Source organism: Paenibacillus sp. PsM32 (assembly GCF_030433815.1).
GTDB classification, from domain to species: Bacteria; Bacillota; Bacilli; order Paenibacillales; family Paenibacillaceae; genus Saccharibacillus; species Saccharibacillus kyungheensis.
This window is the reverse complement of record NZ_JARUWY010000016.1, coordinates 44,463-66,211: the sequence shown is the minus strand read 5'-3', so window position 1 is coordinate 66,211 and position 21,749 is coordinate 44,463. Positions and strand designations below refer to the sequence as shown.

Below are 21,749 nucleotides of genomic sequence, written 5' to 3'. Positions count from 1 at the left end.
ACTAAAAAATCAAAAATACTCCAATAAAAATTAATATAATTCCGAGCACTTTCCCAATACTTAAAGGCTCTCCTAAAAATAATACAGAGAATAACACAATTAAAAGTATAGTGAGTGATTGCGTTATTGGAGCAGCTTTACTTAACTCAGTTTTTGATAAAACTCCAAGATATAACAAAAAACTTAATCCATACAAAATCAATCCAAGCCAAATGTAAGGAGATAATAAGATACCAACAATATTTTTAACCCCTTCATTTCCAAATTCGATTAAAGATACGCCTTTTTTTAAAGTTATCTGTGCTATCACATTAGAAATTATCGTAAAAAACAGTAGTATATATACCAACATTATGCCTCCTTGTGATCTTTAAATGTTTCTATGTACTTACTAGGCTATTCATGAGTAATAGAATGTCTTAACTTTCAAGCCCTCTCTTCGACTAGTTCCCAAGATAAATAAGATATACTCTTATATTTACAAACCTCTGTTAATATTCTACCTTATGGTATTCCATTCTGATACATCACTTTCTATAACTTCATTGAGTTTAGTGATAATATCCTGTATACCAACAGAGTCAGTAATCCATCCTCTATCGACTTCACTTACACGTTCTTTTAATACGCCCATAGAAGTTACCAAAACAAGGAATTCCATGTAATCAGGTTTCGGGTAATGGATATGAGAATGTTTCAGGACATGGTAAAAGAAGGCATACTAGATCAAACTCTACACTTTCTAGTATACTTGCAAATTCTTCCCGTTTATATTCTCTGTATTTAATGACATTACTTCCCTGTCGTCAAAATTACGATAGTCATTCAAGAACTCTACGATGTCATAGCCCATTTCTGGATATTGCATAAGATTGTCGTAGAACTCTTTACCAAGTGAGCCTACGCCTAGAATCAGTGCAAACTGCTTGTTAAGCCCTTTTTGCCATGCCTGCTTCAATCTTAGCTTGATCACGTATCGGTAAAAGATAATAAATAGCAGATTCAGGATTATGTATATAAGCAGATAGTAACAGGAAATATTAACTTTTTTAAAGAAGAACAAGGTACCCAGCACGTTAAATTCGGGATTGTTCGGAAACCATTTGAAAAATCCAAACGCGTAATAAAACGATACTGATGGCGACGGAAATCCTCGCTTACATGCTTTATCGAGCGACCCATCCGGCAAAATAATCTTGTAACCTGCCGCACCTGTATGGCTGTCCATAAAAGAAACCATCGTTTCCAGTTTGTCCGGTTCTACGATGGTATCGGAATTGGCGATAAATACAACATTCGGAAACCTTGTTGGAATGTGAGCAACGGAATCGTCACTGGAATGAGTATCGATGACGATAATCTCGTACGCATATTGTGTCTGCGAGCGATATATCGATGCAATACAATCCATCGTCAGCTAATATGTATTATAATTTAAAATTAAAACGCTAACGTCCACAATATACTCCTGCCTTGAAGATTGCGCATCATGCTAATATACCAGCCAACCTGCGGCGTATGATTACGATGGCATATAAAAATGTTGCAATTGCCAATCATTAAGTCAATCATACATTTTGTGTGCGACACAAAGCCGACTTTAATCTACAGGCATTATAGCATAAATTTTTAGTCAAAAGTTGATTTGCAGATTATGTAAGTGGAATCTTCTCATTATTTTCTGAATCATAGTAATTGGTGCTGCATGCTTGGAATATTCAGTTCTCGATCAATTGCTTTCACGCTCGTAGACATGTGCAGTTCCGAATTGCTATCTTGTTTCTTGTTGCAAATCGGAAAGCAGCTGTCCAGCTTGCGGAGCTTTATAGGGCATCCATACATTGTCTTGATCGCAGAAACAAAAGTGCTGCATTGCGATACGCATATTACATCAGCATCCAAAAGCTCAACACTAAGCCTATATTATCGCCTTTTACCAATTCAATTCTTGCCGGATACAATGCTTGATATCGTTCAATAATGGCAAGGATACTATCATTGGAACCATCATCCCTTCACAAAAAAAGCTGAATTTCCGTAATTATGAATAGACGGAAATTCAGCTTCTTATATTTCGGTTTACAATACTATTGCAGTGAATGATCAGGTATTTTGAAGATCTTGATATTCTGTTAAGAATGCAGTTAATCCATCCTGCCAAGAACGAATATCCTCAAAACCATTGGTACGGATCGCCAGATGCTCCATGACCGAATTTGCCGGACGTGGCGCTGGGCGTAGAAAATCTGCTGTTGTGCACGGTTCCAGTTCAGCGATGATATTAGCTCCAAGAATCTGCTTGGCTTGCGCAAAAATCTCCTGTGTAAACTCGTACCATGTGCATGCTTCACTATTTGAAGCATGATAAATGCTGTACTTTTCCGTCAGCATCAATTCAGACAGAAACTCTGCTAGATCGACCGTGTAGGTTGGCGAACCTTTTTGGTCATCGACCACTTTAAGCTGTGGCTTTTCTTGACCAAGTTTAAGCATTGTTTTGACAAAATTATTACCATGAAGTCCGTATACCCAAGAAGTACGCACAATAAAGTAACGTGATGATAACGATTGGATCAATACTTCACCTGCTCGTTTGGATTTCCCATAAATACTTTGAGGGTCAGTATTATCGTATTTGTGGTACGGCTGTTCACCATGACCATCAAATACATAATCTGTACTGATATAGATGGCTTTGGCACTTACTGCTTCAGCAGCTACAGCAATATTGCGAGTACCTACTGCATTAATCAGATAAGCACCTTCAATATCCGTTTCAGCTGCATCAACAGCAGTATACGCTGCACAGTGGATTACAACATCCGGCGCAAATTCACCGATCACTTGCTGGCATTGCTCAAGATTGGTAATATCCAGCTGATTGCGGTCGCATCCCAGCACCGTATGACCTTTACGTTCCAGTACAACAACCGTATCCATACCAAGCTGACCAGATGCGCCCGTAACGAGTACTTTCATTATTGCTCACCCAGACGGCTGCTGTATTGTTGTTGGTAGTATTCTTGGTATTCGCCAGAAGCGATACGAGTCCACCATTCTTTGTTATCCAGATACCATTGGATCGTTGCTTGGATACCGGATTCGAAATTGTGTTTCGGTTTCCAGCCCAGTTCCGTCATCGTTTTGGTTGGATCGATACCGTAGCGACGGTCGTGACCCGGACGATCTTGCACGTATTTGATCAATGATTCTGGCTTATCCAATTGTTCCAAAATCGTTTTAACGATATGGATGTTCGTACGCTCATTGTTACCACCGATGTTATACACTTCACCATTTTTGCCTTCATGAATGACGAGATCAATCGCGCTGCAATGGTCTTCTACATACAGCCAATCGCGAATATTCAGACCGTCGCCGTATACCGGTAATGCTTCATCAGCAAGAGCACGAGAAAGGATCAATGGAATCAGTTTCTCTGGGAATTGGAAAGGACCATAGTTGTTTGAGCAACGTGTGATATTCACTGGCAGACCGAATGTTTCATGGTATGCACGCACCAGCAGATCGCCGCCTGCTTTGCTCGCAGAATAAGGGCTATTCGGAGTGAGCGATGTTTCTTCTGTAAACAGACCGGTTTCGCCCAGTGTTCCGTACACTTCGTCTGTCGATACTTGCACGAATTTGGTGATATTGTGTTTTTTGGCAACATCCAGCAGTACTTGTGTACCGAGGACATTCGTTTTCACAAACACGTCCGGCTCCAGAATGCTGCGATCCACATGCGACTCTGCTGCAAAGTTAACAATGATGTCTACACCTTGCGAGACGAGTTCATCCATTTTTGCAGCATCACCGATGTCAGCTTTCACAAACGTATGATTTGAATGGCCTTCGATGTCTTTCAGATTTTCCAGATTACCAGCATAGGTCAGAGCATCGACGTTGATAATTTGATATTCTGGATGCTCACGCAGCATATAGAGTACAAAGTTGCTGCCGATAAAACCGGCACCACCAGTAACGAGTAATTTCATAGTTCTTCCTCCTGTAATCAGTGAATAAGATTCAGCAAGTATGCTGAACCTTATTCATTGTTCATATTATTTATATACCATCAGAAATTAAGATCCGCATCTTTCAGTAATGGTTGACGAGTATCTTTATCAGATAGTACAGGTGTATTTACAGGCCAATCAATGCCTAGCGCCGGATCACTCCACAAAATACCACGATCATGTTCAGGCGAATAGTACTCGTCCACTTTATACAAGACTTGTGTATTCGGCACCAAAGTACAGAATCCATGAGCAAATCCTTGTGGAACGAGCAATTGACGCTTATTGTATTCACTCAGAATAAATCCTTGCCATTGACCAAATGTTGGCGATTCCTTGCGGATATCTACAATCACATCATAGATCGCACCAGCAATCACACGTACCAGCTTGGTTTGTGCTTTCGGATTCAATTGGTAATGAAGTCCACGCAGTACACCCGTCTCCGCAGACAGCGATTGATTATCCTGTACGAAATCATGCTTGATACCCAGCTCATGCATCATGTGTTGATTATAACTTTCTATAAAGTAGCCTCGGTGATCTCCATGTACAGTCGGATCAAGCAACAAGGCACCTTGCAATTTAGACGGTATAGATTTCATAATAGCCTCCTATAGCTTCAGCTTGCCAAATTCTTCTCCAAATACAATATCTTTTGCCAACTCATTCGCTTTAGCAAGTGAAGCATGTGTACCGGCATCAGTCCACCAGCCTTGCAGAATATCAAAGGATAGTTCCTCACGCTGAATATAAGCATTGTTCACATCCGTGATTTCCAATTCGCCGCGTGCAGATGGCTTCAATGTTTTGACAATATCAAATACGTTATTATCAAACATATAGATACCGGTCACGGCATAATCGCTCTTAGGAGATTTCGGTTTTTCTTCAATGGAAACAATACGTTCTCCATCCAATTCTGCCACCCCATAACGTTGAGGATCATGAACTTGTTGTAACAGCAATTTAGCACCTTTTTGTTGATTACGAAAGTTTTCTACAAATGGTGCAATATCGTCGGCAAATACATTATCGCCAAGAATCACGATCATCTGATCATCGCCGACAAAATGCTCCGCCAGATCTAGCGCCTGAGCAATACCTCCAGCCTCGTCCTGCACCTTGTATGTAAAGGTGACACCCATATCACTGCCGCTACCAAGCAAGTTGACCACATCGCCCATATGGTCTTTGCCTGTAACGATCAGAATATCATTCACTCCAGCTTGTTTTAGTTTTTGTACAGAGTAAAAGATCATTGGATATTTGCCAACGGGCAGTAAGTGTTTATTGGTTACTTTGGTAAGCGGGTACAGACGGGAGCCTGTTCCACCTGCAAGAATAATACCTTTCATATTTCATAATCCTCCATTCAATTTTTGAAGTCTGTTTTATACTAAACAACAGTACTTCATATTTTTCACATTTATTCATTTTAAGGCCAGAGACATGTAAGAACTTTTGCATTATATATGTCTCTAACTTTTACATTATACTTTTATATTGTAAGATCTATCACTTTCAAGAGAGAGATTAGGGTTATAGTATATGTCATTCTGAATAATATCAGGCCAATTGTGGGCCATATACTCAATTTCGGCTTCAAATCTTTTCTGCTTTTCTGGTGTATTTTCTGCACCCCGAGTTTTAGATTCAAAATGATACAATTCGATACTATTCAAGCAAACATTATAATATCCTTTAGACAGGAACTTGAGACATAAATCTACATCATTAAACGCAACAGTCAGTTTTTCCTCGAATCCGCCTACCTCTTTAAAAATCTGCTTTTTCACCATAAGACACGCAGCAGTCACAACTGAGCAATTGCGGTTTACAAGCAACATTCCGAAATAACCAGGATCGTTTTGTGATAATGTTCTGAAAGCATGACCAGCAATTCCGCCTAGACCCATTATTACGCCAGAATGTTGTACTGTATTGTCTGGATACAACAATTTTGCCCCAACTGCTGCTGTATTGTCTCTGAGGGCATAACCAACCATTTCTTCAAGCCAGTTTTCAGATATAACCTCTATATCGTTATTTAAAAATAATAACAATTCACCTTTAGCATGTTGAGCAGCAATATTATTCAAACGCGAATAATTAAAAGGGATATCCAGATCCAAAATAGTAATTTTATGAGGATGATCAAGAGTCCATTTTTCAAAAAGTTCCAATGTTTCCATCTCTTTACTTTGATTATTGATAATAATAATTTCAAAATTATCATAAGACGTTTTTGAGAAAATAGATTGTAAACAGGTATCAAGTATTTCGCTTCCATCTTTAGTAGGTATGATGATGGTAACTAGTGGATTGTATTCAGGAGTATACTGTACTCGATACATATTAGAATAATTATGAATTTCATTTACTTTTGCTTTTATGTTTCTTCTTGATAAAGCGTCTTCCAGAGCTTTGACTCCCGCATAATGTGTGTAACTTTTAGCACTTGATCCAGAAGCCGTAGATTCAGGTATAGCACGCCAATGATATAGAATTTTAGGTATATGATGGATATTATTAGTTAACTCTGTCAATCTCAAAACCAAATCAAAATCCTGACTGCCTTCCAAACCTTTTCGAAAACCACCAACCTGATCAACAAGACTTTTACGATATACTCCTAAATGACAACTATACATTTGCGATAAGATAAAATCGGGAGACCAGTCTGGTTTGAAGAAAGGAGAGTGTCTTTTTCCATCCATATCAATTTTATCTTCATCTGTATAAATCATATCTAAGTTCGGGTTTGCATTTAAAGCAGCAGCGACTTCATACAAAGCATCAATCGTTAATTCATCATCATGATCAAGTAAAGCAATATAGTCGCCTGTACTGATTTGAATTGCCGAATTAGAAGATTCAGATATATGGCCATTTTGATCTCTAAATACTACTTTAATTCTATTATCTTTTTGTTGATATTCATTAAGAACTTGTTTTATATGCGGCTTATTTGAACAATCATCCGATATACAAAGCTCCCAATGTGGATATAATTGATTAATTACAGAATCTATACATTTACGTAGCCAAATTTCATCAACATTATAGACAGGAACAATAATAGAGAAATTCGGTTTGTATTTAAACATGTTTATTTTTTGTTTGATATTAACTTTTTCTTTTGAAGAGATATTATTTTTCATACACCACAATTGATAATTTTCAAAGTTGTTATGATTATTTATATGATCATGTTTAATTTTAGCCCAAATTCCTTTTAAACCATTTCTTTTATAAACTTGCATACTTTTTTTAAATAAGTTCAAGGCCGTATGTGTAGTATGATTATTTTGCTTTAACTTATTATTCAAAAATTTTAAAGTAAGATGCAGTTTTGTAATTTTTTTAAATTCAAAAGAACTTAATTCAAATTCTGATTCAGCTTCACCTGGATCTAATCTTAATTGTCTTGTTTTAGGTGGGATATAAAATATTAGCTCTTGTTCTTCACCCGAGTTCGATATTACCGTAAGAATACTTGTATTGGTTTCTAAAAAACCTTCTCCATTATCCCAATATATTTTTAATGGAATATAATTATCCGACTTAGATCTGAGTTTGATTTTATTCCAACCCTCATAAAAAGTTCCTCGTAATAAAAAATGAGGGTCTAGTCCAATTGATCTCCAACTGTCTGTTGTCTCCATTTTTTGTAAATCAGAAACTGGAGACAAATTTACGGTTGTTTGGATACCCAATATACCTGCTATACTGGATAAAAAACTATTTTTACTTTGCACTATCAAAATAAACCTCCTTGAATTCCTCTAGATGTAACATTATTTACCTACAAATCTTCTTGCAATGACTACGCTTTTCCACGCTTTAGAATTATAAATATTTAATAATTCAATATTTAATTCATTTTTTTCTTTGGATATCATTTCTAGTTCTTGATTTAAGTTTTGTAATGTTTCTTTGTATTTATCAATAGACTCATTAAAGCTAGACTTCTTCTTATCTATTGCTTCATTCAAATTCATATTATCTTTTTCTATTTTCTTAAGTTCGCTTTTGAGGTCATCCAGCTCTGTCTCATATTTGCTGATTATTTGCTGTGTTTTAATTTCTTGATTTAATGTTTCATTTTCGATTTCTGTAAACAAAGAATTAGGATTTAGAGATACACAATCCATATCAAATTGGAAAGATAGTAATTCTACCGCTTCATCTTCATCAAAATCAAAAATAAAGAATGGATCCTCTTGTTTAAAAAAGTAAATTTTACTTTTAACAAAATTGAAATTCCCCGACAGTTGGTATTGAATCTCGTTACCTTTTTTATTTATGAATCGAATATTATCTATTTTGAAAGCGCCTAATGATTCTGTTGGGTCTAGTCTTAAACTTTTTAAAGCAGAAAATTCAGATAAATTGAAATTATATTGAGTAGAGAAAGTAGATTCCGAGATGTTACCCGTAATAGTTTCTGACTCATTGTAGCCGTTACCACTATCTAAATATAATTTAAGTGTAGATAAATTTTGCTTACTAGCATCCTGTGCATGATGCTGGTCAGCTAACAAAAAACTCATATGGTAGAAATCTTTTTCTCTTTCATATAGTTCATCAATCTTATTTTGTTCCATATTTTGATACTGACCTAAATTTGAAATCAAACTGATATCTTTTTGTTTAGAACCAATTATGATTTTACGATAAGAATTTTCAGTATAATCAAATGGAAACAGCATAGTATTATAAAAAATATCCATTTCTTGTCGATAACTTGCCAATTCAGGATTTTTAGCTGCTGAAAAATGAATTTTCATCATCGTGCGCCAAATATTCAAGTTACCGTGATTTAATATCTTGTATTCAACTTGTTTTGATTTCAAATATTCTTCTGTTTTTTTCAAATTTGGCAGTCCGTTATCAATATGCTCTTGTAGCCAAATAAAATCTTTTTTAAATAGACCTTTGTAAAAGGAATTCACAGCATTCTCAGCAAGAGAAACTGATGAAGAAGCAAATGGAGCTGTAATAACAAAAAATTCTTTACTCACTCGATGTAACTCATCAATAAAGTTCTTTCTTCTGTTTTCAGGAATATGTTCAAAAACATCTAAGGCTACTACAACATCAAATGAATTATCTTGAAAGGTCATATCAGTAGCATCTCCGAGTATATAATTCGGATCAGTTAGTAAATGATCAGGCAAACTAATATCAAGATATTTTATATTGTCATCTGGTAAGAAATTCTCCAGATTTCTGTGTTCATTGGCACCTACTTCTAATATATTAAAAACTTGATTCTCAGTTCTCATTTGGTCAACAATCAGTTTAATATTATTGTATCTTTGATACTGATCAAATAAGATGTTGATCATTTTTCCACTTCCCATCTGTGATTAATATATACAAGACCTTCTGAAATATACTTGTTTCTGATATTTATCGAATGCACACTGTCCTTATAATGTAAACATACTAAACCTTCATTATTAAACAGCCCTACATCTATAACATATGTTCCACTTAACAAACTCATCTCTGGTATTATATAGTTTACTTTATGCCTACCTAATGTGTTTGGTATGTTTACCTTTTCAAGAAAAGTATTAGGACCAAAAATATAATCTCGACTAGGAGTATATAATGCTACTCCTAAAAGTAATCCTTCAATTGCAGTATCATAAATTTCATACTCTATTTCAACAACCATTTTATCAAAAGTTTTCAAATTAGTATTATTAATTGTTACCTTACTAATGAAACCCATGAATTCTGTATTTTGCGGAATCACAAAATCATCTTCCACCACATTTTCTGTTTCGTTCATAGGCTCTTCTTTTCTATTTGAACTATATGATATATTCGAACTATTTTTCATATAGTCTTCATATAGATCGACAATTTCGCTTGCTTCTCCTTCTGCTTCAAGTTGTCCTTCTTTTATCCAAACAGCTTTATTACAGAAACGCTTCACTTGTTCTGCAGCATGTGAAACAAATAATATCGTTGTTCCTTTTTCTTTGAGTTCCTTCATCTTATCAATACACTTAGTTTGGAATCGACTATCTCCTACTGCTAAGGCTTCATCTACGATCAATATATCAGGTTCGACATTTATAGATACTGCAAATGCTAATCTTGCAAACATCCCGCTAGAGTATAACTTTACAGGTTGTTCGATAAAATCTCCAATATCAGCAAATTCTATAATATCATTAATCTTTTCTTCCATCTTTTCTCTGTCAATTCCAGACATCAAACCATTCAAATAAATATTTTCTCGACCTGTATACTCAGGGTTAAAACCTGCTCCAAGCTCAAGAATTGCGGAAATTCTTCCATTAACCTGAATATCGCCATTGGTTGGAGTTAAAATACCGGTTATCATTTTCAATAGTGTAGACTTTCCAGATCCATTCTTTCCGAGAATCCCAACAGCATCTCCTTTTTTAATGCTCATATTCATATTATAAAGAGCGTTAAACTCTTTATGATATATTTTTTTAGATGGACTTAATGCTTCTTTTAGACGATCAATAGGTTTTTCATACAATTTATAAGTTTTAGTTACTTGTTTCACTTCAATAATTGAGTTCAATCTTCCCACTCCTAAAGCACATCAGAGAAATGCGGCTTTAATTTTTTGAATATTCTAATCCCCACAAATATTAGCACAATACAGACTAACCAAAAATATAAAGTATTATATGGTCTTTGCCAAAATAAAATATCATCAATAAGTGTATCCCTATATCCTTGAACGATATAAAACATTGGATTTAACTTGAATATTAAAATCCAAAAATTCGATAACATAGTCACGGGCCAGCCTATTGGAGTAAACCAAAATCCAATTTGTAAAATAATAGTGATAATTTGATTCAAATCTTTAAAAAACAATACGATAGAAGAAGTAAAAATAGACACTGCAAAAACTAATACTACAGAGCATAATAAATAATATAAAATTTGAATATCCATAAAATCTGGATAATGTCCATATATAGAATAGATTATATAAATAAATAGAATGAAAAATAAATGAACAAACAATGCTGATACAATTTTAACTATAGGTAACAATTCTATTTTAAATACTACTTTTTTCACTAAATATGCATACTCAGAAAAAACTCCAGTAGCACTTGAGACCGATTCCGAGAAAAAGAACCATGGAATTATACCAGCAATAAACCAAAGAATAAATGGCACGCTTGATACATCTCCACTTCTTAGTCCCACTTGAAATACAAACCAATATGTCAATATTGTTATTAGAGGTTGAATAAATCCCCAGGTTATACCAAGATAAGAAGCAGCATATTTGGTCTTAAAATCATTTTTAGCTAAATTAAATATCAATTCTTTACCGCCATATACATCTTTAAAAAATAAAAGGTTTTCTCTGAAATTTCGCATAGAATAAGTCAATACTATAGCACACAGCATACTTAAAATTCCGATGATGATTAAATCACTATTAGATTGCTGATTGATTAAACTTTTGAATTCCTCCATTTCAAAATCAATTGAAGGATCTCCTCCAGTAGAGTCTATCAACAATTGATTTCCATCAGTTTTAATAGTCGATTGCTTACTATTGAAAATTAAACTATTTAGGTTTAACGAAATGCTTTTTGTTTGTGATAAGGTCATATCTTTAATTTTAATAGTTCCTTTATTTGTAGCAGGATCCAATCTTATTTTTGTTGTATTTGTAGGTAAATCAAACTCCATCCTTTCCCATTTATTTGCTTCTCCGTATAATTTATCTGCGGAATGATTAGAAGTCCAATCTTCTCCATTAGCAGCATAGAAGACCTCTACTTTATCCGAATGATCCATATTAATAGAAAAATTAATTTTCAAAACTTTACTATCTGCGTGATAAGAGGAAACCAATAAAAAAAACATACTATATACAATTAAAAAGAAAATTACCCATATAGATTTTTTTAAATACTTCTTCATATTATTTCTCCTTATTACTTATATTAAATACAAAATTAAATTGGTTTTGTTAACATAGCTAATCGTATGTTAAAATGTCCTAGTACCTCTCAAGTAAAGGAGTTTAAAACATTGGCTAATCCAGTATACGGCAAACATTTTAAAGCGTCCACTGAGGACGAAAAACGCGGTGGTCTGTTTTGGGTCCTTAATATCTGTATGATTTTATTTTTATTATGGGCCCCGTTTCAAATTGCATTATTTAATGGTCTAGGCATCAGTTTTGAAAAGCCTCTCTTTTGGGCCATTATGTTGGTATGTATCCTTATGATTCTAGCACTCATTCAGTTCAACAAAAAGGTCCAATTGAATGATCAACGCGATATGGTTGCACTATTAATCATTTTGCTTCCTCTCTCGTATATGATCTCTATGTTTTCGGCTGCCTCTTGGCATTATGCCGTAAATATGGTGCTAATTCAATGGATGTATGCATTTATTTTTGTAATTGGCATCTATCTGTTACGTGATCGTGTCTCCAACAAGATTATTCAGATTACACTGATGGGTTCAGCTTATCTTATTGTGTTCTTTGGATATATCAGTTGGTTCGGTCAAGGTTATCTAGCTGGACATTTAGTATGGTGGTTCTCTAATGGAGTAGGTAACGGTGTCTACATCGATGCCATCATGCAAGATTCCAACGGTTGGCGTTTAACTTCTGTATTCCAATATGCGAATACATATGCAGCTTTCCTTATGGCTATTATGTTTGCAGGTCTGTTTAACGCAAGCCGTCTCAAAAAATGGTATGACCAATTTATTCATGGATTTATGTTAGTTCCTGTTATTTTAGCTTTAATTCTAACTCTTTCTCGTGGTGGTTTAGTTGTTTTACCATTCGTGTTACTTATTTTACTTCTATTACTTCGTCCTGCTCAACAGATACTGTGGTTTATTAATCTAGTAATCGCAGGTATTGCAACAGCAGTGATTTTGAATCCAGTAACAGATATCGGTCTACAAGTCATTGCTAAGTATGATGGTGCTGTGGCTGCTAAAGGTTGGTCTTATCTATTAATTGCTTCTTTAATTGCAGGCGTACTGATTATGCTTGTTGGACGTTATATTGCACCTAAGCTTGAACATGGTGTAGAAAAATGGACAGCACGTCGTGGTGCAAGTCTATGGATTCCAATTGGTTCTGCTCTACTCGGTATCCTGATGCTTGTTTTACTGATTGCGACGAATCTACGTAATCTATTGCCAGCTAATATTCGTGTGCGTTTTGAAAATATTAACTTCCAACAAAGTAGTGTATTGGAACGTTTTACTTTTTATCGTGATGCTATGAAATTATTACGTGATTATCCACTCTTCGGCGCAGGCGGTGGGGCTTGGGGTGCTTCATATGAAGCGTACCAGAATAACCCTTATGTCAGTCGTCAGGCGCATAACTTCTTTATTCAATATTTAGTTGAAGTTGGTGTGATTGGTTTCATTATCTTTATCTTGTTTGTTGGCTTTATTTTCTACAAATATATTCGCGGTTATTTCAAAGCTAATCGTGAAGGTAGAGAATCTCACTTTATTTACTTTATTATCGTTGTATCGATTCTAATGCATAGTTTGCTCGATTTTAACTTAAGTTATGCTTATATGAGCATTTTGGTCTTTCTAGGTCTAGGTGGTATGGCTTCTGCTATGGATTTAACACCACTGAAGCGCTTGAAAGCTCCTGCTGGAATGATCCGAGGTATTTATGTATCTTTGATTGGTGTCGTTGCGATTATCGTTGCTTTCACTTCACTACGCTTCTCAGTCGCTTCTGGAGACGTAATGGATGCACAGAAAGCATCTCAAGTAGCAAGCCCAAGTTATGAAGGTATTCGTGCTCCACTTGATAAAGCTTTGGCTATACGTAGTACTTTCCCTGATGCCGTTGTATTTATGGGTTCCTTATTGACTCAAGTATTTCAACAGACTAAAGATGAACAATATTACAACGAAGATATTGCTCTTCTCAATAAAGCACAGGAAAAAGAACCATTTAATAAAAATATTGTGAAACAATTAGTAACAGCTTACCAATTGGGTGGCAAATCTGATGTAGCCTTTGATCTACTTGTAAACAGTATTCCGAAATACAAATGGGATATTGAGTGGTATGAAGGTGTTATCACTCAAGCTTATGCACTGGGTAATCAAGCTTATGAGAAAAAAGATACAGCCGCTCAAGAGAAGTATTTCACTGCCGGTCTCAACGCTTATAAAGAAGTGCAAGACGGTGTAGAATATCTCAAAACATTGCCTACAGGTCAGTTACAAGGTCGCGCTTTTGCAGTCACACCTACAGTCGCTCTGAATATTGGAAAAATTCAATTGATGCAAGGTAAGACAACAGAAGCGGCAGCCACATTCAAATCATCGCTTGCAGATGATCTAAACGATGAGACTAATCGTGAAGTTGCCCGTTATTATCTAGCTGCATTGAAAAAAGAAAATCAAAATGATCAAGCTATCTATGATAAATTGATTGCTATTGATGCCAAAGAAAAAGAACAAATCGCTACTATTGTAAGTACTAATTACAATACTAAATAATCAAAAAACCGTTATTCTCATAATAGAGAATAACGGTTTTTTGATATAAATAAATTCTTATTTCTGCCAGCGCTTAATATTATATGATTTAGTACAAATTTTATCGAAAACAATACCTTGACCCTCTAAATATTGCTTATACTCTTCAATATCTTGATCACGACCTTGAAGCTCTGGAGATACCAAACAAAGTTTAAATCCCCATTCACGAAGTAAGGCATAATTCTCCTGATTTATAGGTAGCTGTGTAAAACAATCTACCCATACCCAGTCAACTTTACCTATCATAGATTTTATAGTGTCTATCCCTTCATACTCAGAAAAGCGGAGAGCTATTTTCTTTTCATCTTGATTACTTAACAAAAAAATCATTGGAAAAGTACTGTCTAAAAAAAAGTAATCTTGTATATTATATTTTTGTATCAGTTCTATTACTTTGTGCTCTATTCGTTCACTCTTTACATTAAGAATCAAAGTACCATGTCGATAATGTTGAAGAAAATATTCTAAATCTTCTCCATCTACATAAGGGTCATGTTGTAATACTAAACGGTCACCTAAATCACGAATATCAATTTCAGCACCATATTCTAAAGGAATCATCTGTAGTTCAGCAACTGTATTAATGCGATGGGCGATATACATTTTTCAACTCCTTTTTTAGTTTTTTACTAAAACTTAAAGTCCGTTTAATAAATTTATATTTGGCACTTAAGCCAGTATTCCAGCTTGATTCGCCATGTAACCTTTCTGGAAAAATAACATTAAAACGAATGATATCTATCTTTTGCTGACGCGCCATATACAAAGTATATAAATCTAATGAGAAATCATGAGGCGGAGCAGTCCACGATTTAAAAAATGAGACATGAAAAATATTAGGTTGTGCATTAATATCATATAATTTTTCTTTCAGATAAAATGTCTCAAAAATGCTCATTCCTGTAGTAAATAATTGATCAAATAATGGGCGGTTTTTACGTTCACCTTTAACGTAAATTTGAGTAAGATTCCCTTGTTCTTCAATTATATCTAAAGCTTTGATCACGTCATAAGGGTCTGTCTGCATATCAGCATGGGTCCAACCCAAGTAATCTCCTTTGGCTTCACGAAGCCCTGATAGAATCCCAAATCCGTAGCCTTCATTAACTTTGACATGTACAATTCGAGCAAATGGATAGTTGATAATTAGGCTCTCCATTAATTCCTGACTACCATCATTGGAACCATTATTCACCAATATAACTTCAATGTCTTTTCGTTTAATGACACTATCAAATTTTTCTAAAATCAAAGGTATATTTTTCGATTCATTGTAACATGGAACGATCACCGATAATTTTATCACTCCTGAACACCCACCATTTCTGACCAATAAAATTTAATACCATACTTGTTCCCGTAGCTACTAAAAAAGCTAAAATATAATTAGAAGGAAAAATAATCAAAGTCAATTTATTCATCAATATATTAATAGCTAGTGTAGACAAATATAGTATACTAAACTTCCATACATGAGATGCTGTATTTTTAGTCGCCTCAAATGTCCATAATTTATTTAATATAAATGCAATTCCTGCACCACATAAAAAAGATATTCCTTTAGAAATAGAAGTAGAGAGAATGTTTAATAACAGATAATATACAATACTATCTGTTATTACTGCCGAGCATCCAGTAATCAGGAAGCGTAAAAGTTGCTTTTTTAACATAATTAACGATTTTCCTGATCGAAAGTAGTGTATTGCTTTTTCAATTCAGGTATAGCAGAAGGCTCTATGATCGTTTCCTGATCTAATGTATAAGGATGCCAAGCCCATTTGTGGAAAAAACTTTGCCAATATTCATAAGTTCTCAAATCATTCGGTGTTCCCCAACCTACATATTGATCTAATTCAAATACTTTGGCTGTATACCCAAGGTCAATTACTTCATTAACCAGACTGTCTACATAAAATTCATTATTAATGCGAATATCTTTGGCATACAATTGATCTAATGCTTCTTTAAAAATGCGCGCATGCTTGAAATAAAAGCTACCTACTACTGCATGATCATTAAAAGGGTCATTACTAATCGGCTTTTTAACAGAAACATTTTTGATGGTCTGTTGTTCATCTATATCAACCCAACCATACATTTGTGGATTACGTTCACTGGAAACGTGATGACGAAAACTGAATACAATTGCATCTACATCCGGGTCATTAGCAAGTTGCTGAAATTTTTCCGAGTTCCAAAGCATTCCATTATCACATGCACCAATTAATAAGGAATCTTCAGCATTTATATACTCTAATCCTAGTTCGCAAGTAGAAGCTTGTCCTTCAGTTAATGATTCAACTGTTACGATTTTTGCATCAGGATATACGTTTTGAATTTCTTCTGCTAAAGGATATTTTGCTAAATGTTCTTTTTGACATAAAAAAACTTGATTTTCGGCTTGTGGTAAACTACCTGAAGCTTGAATGATCATTGGCTTGCCTGAAACGCTAATTAATGGTTTAGGATCTTTATAACCTTCTTTGACATATCGGCTACCTACGCCTGCTAAAGGCATTAGAAGAGTCGATTTAGACTGAGATTGATATTCAGCCTTGTGTTGAGTAACCTGACTAAAATAACTAGACCATGTATTGTATTCTTGTACGTCTTGTGGAGTACCCCATTGCAACATATGTTGAATACTATAGATTGATACTTTTAGCTCATCACGAATTAAAAGATTGTATACTAAACTGATATAATACTCTCCGTTTAAATTGATATCTTCATCAATAAGTTGTTGAAAATATTTTTTAACATAAGAGCCTTTTTTAAAATAATAAGTACCTGTTGAAGCGTACTCTTCCATTCGGTTATCTGTAAAAGGTTCTTTTTCTTTAATTTCAAGCATCCACTGATTATCGTCACGCATAAAAGCATAATTTGTTGTTCCAAGCATATGAGGATGAAATCCTTTATAAGCAGGGATAGCACCATCAGCATTTCGATCTCGTGTATGTTTTAAGAAATCTTTATAATCCCAATACACACTAAAATCACAATAATTCACAATGACTTCTTGCTCTTGATCTAATAGATCAAATATTTGAGTTACTGCATACACAGGTCCTTTCTTGTGTGGAGCAACCTCAATAATTTGACCTGTAGGAGCAATACGTTCCAGTACTGCTCTCATATGTGTATTCGCTAAATGATCTGAGTTACAAATAAAAATAAAATTAGATTCGCCAGGGTACATGTTAACTACATGTTCAATAATAGGTATACCATCAATTTCAATTAATGGTTTAGGATCTTTATAACCCGCATCAATAAAACGTTTACCGATTCCAGACATAGGGATGACAATTTGCATTTTATACACCTGCTTCTATAATTTTTGTCTATATTTTTCGGCTTCCCAATTTCCCAGATATTTAATTTCATCAGTTGGTAATGTGTTAATTTCTTTTTTAGCAAAATGAATTGTCATTAAATGAAATTTAAATACTTCTTCCATCTCTTTTGCTTTTTTAACATTAACTGCGATCAAAAAAACCATAGATTGGTATACAATCACTTTAGGAACATCATGATAGGAATCTATATATTTTTTCATAAATTCATAGTTTAATTTAGGTAACACAAGGACTTTTGCACCGCAAAATACATATCCATCCGGACAAAATGGAGTAACTTCCAAATATTTCTGATGAGTAGCTAATTGATTCACTTGTGTATCTTCAGACAAATAAGCGATATATTGTGTATTATTGTGTTGATTGATTAAAGAAGATATTTGATTGGTGTATCTATAACGCGAGAAATCAACATTTTCACTTTTTTCTAAAATAGATAATACTTTCTCATTCAATGTATACACTTCTTCAGCTGTAGAAGCGCTAATAATTACTCCGTGATTTTGTAAAAATACAATTTGAGGATCTTCTGTATGAGTTGTGCGATATGCTTTTAGCTTTTCATTCATTGCTATAGCAAGTTCGATTCCAGGTGTCTCGTATTGAACATATAATGCTTGATCCCCAAATAACGCTATTAGTCTATCTTCCCAATCCTTTTGACAAGTTACCATATTTACAACCACAGGATGAGTGTGCAAAGTAAAACGATATAATAGCGAATGCAAAAAAGTTTCGATAGATGGTCTTGATTCTGTGCTAATTAAAGACTCATTTACTAACTGAGAAGCATATTGTTCTCGTTCTCTTTTATTCGAAATTGTTTCAAATGTAGGATTGTTCAGTGCCTCTACTACTTGGCTATGATTTAAAGTAGCATATCCTTTTTCTAATTCTACATCTGATAGCAGATATCCAGATGCTTTGATAAGCATCTTTCCATTGTTTAACTTGACTGAAGAATTGCCTCCTCCGGCTTGAGTCAAATCAAAACGTTCACCTGCATATTTGGACATTTTCACAAATTCTAATAATTCATTCATATTGTCATCTCCATATTTATCAATTCATTAAAATTACAGAATGAATGTATTGTAGTTGATGTTTGTACATTTTGATTTTCTGGATTGAAAAAGAAAGCCTCAATATTCACTCTTTGTGCTCCTAATATATCTTTGGTATAGCTATCCCCAATCATACATACTTCAGACAATGATAAACTCATTTTTTGAACTGCTAGCAAAAACATGTATGGATGTGGTTTTTCACGTCCTGCTTCTTCGCTAGTCACTAGGTAGTCTATATAGGACTCTAAGCCAAGTTTTTTGATTTTACGATGTTGAATATGAGCCGTTAAATCAGTCAAAATACATATTTTTTTATCTTTTATAGAATCTAAGAATTCGTATACAGACTCATTTATATGGATATGTTCTAATAACGTATTCCAATAATGATCATAAGTTTCTAAAGCATGATGAACAGGATTCAACTTCATCATTTCATACATACGTTGAAAATATAATAATCGGTTATGAGAAGATGCTGTACGATCTAATTCTGTATTAATTTGACTACGAGCAGCAAAAAAATGGTGTTCTACTTCTGTAAAAGTAATACCCGTTCGTTTACTGATCTGTTCAAACGTATAAGATAACGCTATTTTATTAACAGATTTATAGTCATATAACGTATCATCAAGATCTAATATTATACCTTTAAATTTTTTCAATAGGGACGCTCCTCCTTTAACTTTTCACTAATCATTAATAATATGAGCAATTGTACAATACCTCTATAATCAGAGTACCAAATAGAATCATCAAAAATAATTTCTTCTCTATTTTGAATAATTTTATCAGCAATCATTTTGAAATTAATGTTGGTTTGGTATTGATCTATAATAATATATTGAGTTCTCAAATCTTCTGAATAATCGTGTTCTAATTCAATATTTTGTTCTGATAATTCGTCTAACAAATCTTCAAGATTCAAGTTAGAATCTACAGTCAATTTTAATTTCAACTTCGGATCACATTCTATATTTCCAATATCAATATCTTCATCAGAAAAATAACAAACAACGAGATCGGCAAACTGACGCTGTGGCCAAATATGTTTTTGAGCATCAGACATTCGATCTTCGATCTGCTCAAGAACTTTCTCTTTAGAGTAACCTCTATTTTTGGTATCTCTGAGTACTTTCCAATGCCTACGCAGATTTTCTTCTGTTTCTAGATAGATTTTTAAATCTAAGGCTCTACGCATTTTAGGCAAATAAAATGGATGTAATCCACTTACAATTACATAATCTTTAGATTTAACTTTACGCGGACTTGTAAATCCACCTGTTTTGTGATCATATTCTACGCGTTCTATAGACTCTCCACGTTTTAAGGCTAAGATGTCCTCAGATTGGCGGTGCAAGAAATTAGCTTTAGGATTTAAATGAGTCACTTGTTTCCAATTTTCATGTCCACGTTCCCACTTGTGATCTCCATCACCTTCTATTAACAGTATTTCTTTTTCATGAAGTAGTCTATAAATATCATCTAACAAAGTACTCTTACCAGAACCGCTATCTCCACCGATTCCGATCAAAAGAGGGACATTTTTCAATTTATAAATAGCATTATTTTTTAAGCCATAACGATAAGAAAAATAAACAATCGCTAATAAACTACCTTCTAAAAGTGTAAAACTTAAATTAGCAAAATGTTCAATTCCTAATTTCAGGTTTACGGGTTGACCTAAAAAAGAAATATCACCTAGTGAAGTCTTATGAAAAAATACAAAATAGACAAGATAAGTAACTGATAAAATCAAGTTCAATAAAGAAGTACTACGATCATTTGACTCTTTACGATTGATAAAATAAATACAAATATAAGGAATAATCCAAATATACCAAGCAGGCATAGGTGGAACAACTAAAATGAAAATAGAAAATAAAAGTCCGGCAAAGCTAAAAAGAAGTTGATGATTAATTTTACTATATGCTATGAACCTTAAATAAATCGCAAAAACAGCTAAAGGAGCAAGATACAACTTCAAGCCACCAAATGAAAAGAATACATAGAAAACTTGATTCTGTTCTTGATTAAGCAGCACATAGGATTGAAATGCTGTTGAATTTAAAAAAGGTAAACAAATGATTAGATACATACAAATCACGATTCCTAAATAATAAAAAGGGTAACTTTTTTTATTTCTAGCTTTAAATAAATAAATGAGTATTAAAGGAAGAGCAGCAATAACATGAAATTTAATCGCAATAGCAAGCCCAAATATAAATGCAGATAATTTCCAACGATCTTTTACTAAAAAATAGAAAGCTAAAAATAAAACAGCTGTTGGTAATAAATCCAGTTGCGAATGAATATAAAAAGCATAAAAAATAATAGGTGAGGCAAAATAATAAATGAGTACTTTTAATTTGCTAAATGGATATAACCTAACTAACAACCAGTAGATAAGCACATCTGACAATAAACTCGGAAGCTTAATCAAAAAGTTATCAACAAACAAGGGTAGTGATATTTGTGCTGCTGGAAAATAGCTTAATGATAAAACATACAGCATCAATGGTGGGTACGGAAAAGGATTATTAAAATAATGAATATTATAAAAATAATTCCAAGGGTTACTCCAATGTGTTACAAAATATTGAATAAAAGGCTTAAATAAATCATCTTGATATCCAGACGAGAATAGCATCATCGCTATTATTTTGATCACTAAAATTGTTAGGAACCAAAATTTAATTTTTGTTTTTATCACTTTTTGACCTCAT

The 21,749-nt window shown here is 33.9% G+C and carries 18 protein-coding genes and 1 pseudogene; 1 reads left to right on the top strand and 18 read right to left on the bottom strand.

Annotation, left to right across the window (positions count from 1 at the left end; all coding sequences use genetic code 11):
• Position 1 precedes the first annotated feature (1 nt).
• The 11 genes and pseudogenes from QCD85_RS21440 to QCD85_RS21395 all read right to left on the bottom strand — a co-directional run bounded on the left by QCD85_RS21440 (position 2) and on the right by QCD85_RS21395 (position 11,969).
• Positions 2-349: an EamA family transporter gene (locus QCD85_RS21440; RefSeq protein WP_301263852.1), complete on the bottom strand. Its 348-nt coding sequence runs from the start codon at positions 347-349 to the stop codon at positions 2-4.
• 393 nt (positions 350-742) lie between these two features.
• Positions 743-1,075, bottom strand: coding sequence for a nucleoside-diphosphate sugar epimerase/dehydratase (locus QCD85_RS23970; protein ID WP_367317673.1), 333 nt, complete (start codon positions 1,073-1,075; stop codon positions 743-745).
• Positions 1,076-1,411, bottom strand: a pseudogene (locus QCD85_RS21435) (glycosyltransferase family 2 protein); the annotation flags it as partial.
• A 692-nt stretch (positions 1,412-2,103) separates the two neighbouring features.
• Complete coding sequence (gene rfbD / locus QCD85_RS21430; RefSeq protein WP_301263851.1) at positions 2,104-2,979, bottom strand: dTDP-4-dehydrorhamnose reductase; 876 nt, start codon at positions 2,977-2,979, stop codon at positions 2,104-2,106.
• Positions 2,979-3,998: a dTDP-glucose 4,6-dehydratase gene (gene rfbB / locus QCD85_RS21425; protein ID WP_301263850.1), complete on the bottom strand. Its 1,020-nt coding sequence runs from the start codon at positions 3,996-3,998 to the stop codon at positions 2,979-2,981. Before rfbB ends, rfbD begins: the two co-directional genes overlap by 1 nt.
• Before the next feature lie 80 nt (positions 3,999-4,078).
• Positions 4,079-4,624: a dTDP-4-dehydrorhamnose 3,5-epimerase gene (gene rfbC, locus QCD85_RS21420; protein WP_301263849.1), complete on the bottom strand. Its 546-nt coding sequence runs from the start codon at positions 4,622-4,624 to the stop codon at positions 4,079-4,081.
• Positions 4,625-4,633: 9 nt separating this feature from the next.
• Complete coding sequence (locus QCD85_RS21415) at positions 4,634-5,377, bottom strand: sugar phosphate nucleotidyltransferase (protein ID WP_301263848.1); 744 nt, start codon at positions 5,375-5,377, stop codon at positions 4,634-4,636.
• 135 nt (positions 5,378-5,512) lie between these two features.
• Positions 5,513-7,780 (bottom strand): glycosyltransferase family 2 protein, encoded by a 2,268-nt coding sequence (locus tag QCD85_RS21410; RefSeq protein WP_301263868.1) that lies wholly within the window; start codon positions 7,778-7,780, stop codon positions 5,513-5,515.
• A 39-nt stretch (positions 7,781-7,819) separates the two neighbouring features.
• Positions 7,820-9,373, bottom strand: coding sequence for a methyltransferase domain-containing protein (locus QCD85_RS21405; protein WP_301263847.1), 1,554 nt, complete (start codon positions 9,371-9,373; stop codon positions 7,820-7,822).
• Positions 9,370-10,596 (bottom strand): ABC transporter ATP-binding protein, encoded by a 1,227-nt coding sequence (locus tag QCD85_RS21400; RefSeq protein WP_441005640.1) that lies wholly within the window; start codon positions 10,594-10,596, stop codon positions 9,370-9,372. Before QCD85_RS21400 ends, QCD85_RS21405 begins: the two co-directional genes overlap by 4 nt.
• An 11-nt stretch (positions 10,597-10,607) precedes the next feature.
• Entirely contained in the window at positions 10,608-11,969 is a 1,362-nt protein-coding gene (locus QCD85_RS21395) for an ABC transporter permease (protein WP_301263845.1), read from the bottom strand.
• Between the two features lie 111 nt (positions 11,970-12,080).
• On the opposite strand from QCD85_RS21395, the gene QCD85_RS21390 reads away from it, so the two are divergent.
• Positions 12,081-14,552, top strand: coding sequence for an O-antigen ligase family protein (locus QCD85_RS21390; protein WP_301263844.1), 2,472 nt, complete (start codon positions 12,081-12,083; stop codon positions 14,550-14,552).
• A 57-nt stretch (positions 14,553-14,609) separates the two neighbouring features.
• Here QCD85_RS21390 and QCD85_RS21385 read toward each other — a convergent pair whose 3' ends face one another.
• From QCD85_RS21385 to QCD85_RS21355, 7 genes are read right to left on the bottom strand one after another with little or no spacing between them, the layout of a single operon-like run.
• On the bottom strand, positions 14,610-15,197 hold the full coding sequence (locus QCD85_RS21385) for a hypothetical protein (RefSeq protein WP_301263843.1): 588 nt from the start codon (positions 15,195-15,197) through the stop codon (positions 14,610-14,612).
• Complete coding sequence (locus QCD85_RS21380) at positions 15,175-15,900, bottom strand: glycosyltransferase family 2 protein (protein ID WP_301263842.1); 726 nt, start codon at positions 15,898-15,900, stop codon at positions 15,175-15,177. Before QCD85_RS21380 ends, QCD85_RS21385 begins: the two co-directional genes overlap by 23 nt.
• Entirely contained in the window at positions 15,863-16,264 is a 402-nt protein-coding gene (locus QCD85_RS21375) for a GtrA family protein (protein ID WP_301263841.1), read from the bottom strand. Before QCD85_RS21375 ends, QCD85_RS21380 begins: the two co-directional genes overlap by 38 nt.
• 2 nt (positions 16,265-16,266) lie before the next feature.
• On the bottom strand, positions 16,267-17,913 hold the full coding sequence (locus QCD85_RS21370; RefSeq protein ID WP_301263840.1) for an NTP transferase domain-containing protein: 1,647 nt from the start codon (positions 17,911-17,913) through the stop codon (positions 16,267-16,269).
• A gap of 15 nt (positions 17,914-17,928) precedes the next feature.
• Complete coding sequence (locus tag QCD85_RS21365; protein ID WP_301263839.1) at positions 17,929-18,999, bottom strand: class II aldolase/adducin family protein; 1,071 nt, start codon at positions 18,997-18,999, stop codon at positions 17,929-17,931.
• Positions 18,996-19,688: an HAD family hydrolase gene (locus tag QCD85_RS21360; protein ID WP_301263838.1), complete on the bottom strand. Its 693-nt coding sequence runs from the start codon at positions 19,686-19,688 to the stop codon at positions 18,996-18,998. Before QCD85_RS21360 ends, QCD85_RS21365 begins: the two co-directional genes overlap by 4 nt.
• Complete coding sequence (locus QCD85_RS21355) at positions 19,685-21,736, bottom strand: hypothetical protein (protein WP_301263837.1); 2,052 nt, start codon at positions 21,734-21,736, stop codon at positions 19,685-19,687. The genes QCD85_RS21360 and QCD85_RS21355 overlap by 4 nt, the downstream gene beginning before the upstream one ends.
• Between the last annotated feature and the right edge of the window lie 13 nt (positions 21,737-21,749).

What these genes read in the sequence shown, in the direction of transcription:
- rfbD (WP_301263851.1), bottom strand. Translation starts at nt 2,979, where the DNA reads ATGAAAGTACTCGTTACGGGCGCATCTGGTCAGCTTGGTATGGATACG.
- rfbB (WP_301263850.1), bottom strand. Translation starts at nt 3,998, where the DNA reads ATGAAATTACTCGTTACTGGTGGTGCCGGTTTTATCGGCAGCAACTTT.
- rfbC (WP_301263849.1), bottom strand. Translation starts at nt 4,624, where the DNA reads ATGAAATCTATACCGTCTAAATTGCAAGGTGCCTTGTTGCTTGATCCG.
- QCD85_RS21415 (WP_301263848.1), bottom strand. Translation starts at nt 5,377, where the DNA reads ATGAAAGGTATTATTCTTGCAGGTGGAACAGGCTCCCGTCTGTACCCG.
- QCD85_RS21405 (WP_301263847.1), bottom strand. Translation starts at nt 9,373, where the DNA reads ATGATCAACATCTTATTTGATCAGTATCAAAGATACAATAATATTAAA.
- QCD85_RS21395 (WP_301263845.1), bottom strand. Translation starts at nt 11,969, where the DNA reads ATGAAGAAGTATTTAAAAAAATCTATATGGGTAATTTTCTTTTTAATT.
- QCD85_RS21385 (WP_301263843.1), bottom strand. Translation starts at nt 15,197, where the DNA reads ATGTATATCGCCCATCGCATTAATACAGTTGCTGAACTACAGATGATT.
- QCD85_RS21375 (WP_301263841.1), bottom strand. Translation starts at nt 16,264, where the DNA reads ATGTTAAAAAAGCAACTTTTACGCTTCCTGATTACTGGATGCTCGGCA.
- QCD85_RS21370 (WP_301263840.1), bottom strand. Translation starts at nt 17,913, where the DNA reads ATGCAAATTGTCATCCCTATGTCTGGAATCGGTAAACGTTTTATTGAT.
- QCD85_RS21365 (WP_301263839.1), bottom strand. Translation starts at nt 18,999, where the DNA reads ATGAATGAATTATTAGAATTTGTGAAAATGTCCAAATATGCAGGTGAA.